Raw genomic sequence first — 745 nt, 5'->3', positions numbered from 1 at the left:
TCAGGTTTAGGGACAGATTCGCTTGCCAGTCACTGAGGGAAAGCGTGTCGAGACTTCCCGCCCGCAACGTTCCGGCATTATTCACGAGAATCGAGGCCGGTCCGAGCGCTTCAAGTGATCCAGTCGCCGCCTTGCCAACGCTGTCGTCGTCGGTGACGTCGCATCGAAGAAAGCGCCCCCGTCCCCCGCGCGACTTGATTTCATCTACTGTGCTCGACGAAGCGTCATCGCGATCAAGCACTGCGACCGTAGCGCCCGCTTCGGCCAAACCAATCGCAATGCCCCGTCCGATGCTGTCGCTTGGCCTTCCCAGCAATTCGGTCACGGCTCTTCTGCTTGGCGCGCTGATTATTCAGAACGTAACACCAGGTCCTCTTCTGGCCTCGCAGCATCCGGATATCTTCTGGGGCGTCATCGCGAGCATGTATCTCGGCAACATCATGCTGCTGATACTCAACCTGCCGCTTATCGGTTTATGGGTACAGCTGTTACGCGTGCCCTATCGCATCCTATTTCCGCTTATCCTTCTGCTCGCCGTCGTGGGGTCCTACTCTGCAAACAAGAACATCTTCGACCTGTGGATCATGCTTGGCTTCGGTGTGGTCGGCTACGTGCTGCGCAAGCTTGCCTACGAACTCGCGCCATTTGCTTTCGCACTCGTCCTGACACCGCAATTGGAGCAAGCTTTTCGCCAGTCGCTGATCATGTCCGGCGGAAATCCAATGATCCTCGTACAGCGGCCAAT

Annotated in this window: 2 protein-coding genes; one reads left to right on the top strand and one right to left on the bottom strand. The window is 57.2% G+C overall.

The annotated features are described in order from the left end of the window. The coding region (locus RCO31_RS34630; protein WP_308972936.1) for an SDR family oxidoreductase at positions 1 to 325 on the bottom strand (325 nt) is incomplete at its 3' end. Here RCO31_RS34630 and RCO31_RS34625 point away from each other — a divergent pair. Continuing rightward, a partial coding sequence (locus RCO31_RS34625; protein WP_308972935.1) for a tripartite tricarboxylate transporter permease occupies positions 291 to 745 on the top strand: 455 nt, incomplete at its 3' end. The two genes, RCO31_RS34630 and RCO31_RS34625, sit on opposite strands and share 35 nt — an antisense overlap.

This window comes from Bradyrhizobium sp. LHD-71, assembly GCF_031157255.1.
GTDB lineage: Bacteria > Pseudomonadota > Alphaproteobacteria > Rhizobiales > Xanthobacteraceae > P52-10.
This window is presented reverse-complemented; position numbering and strand designations above follow the sequence as displayed.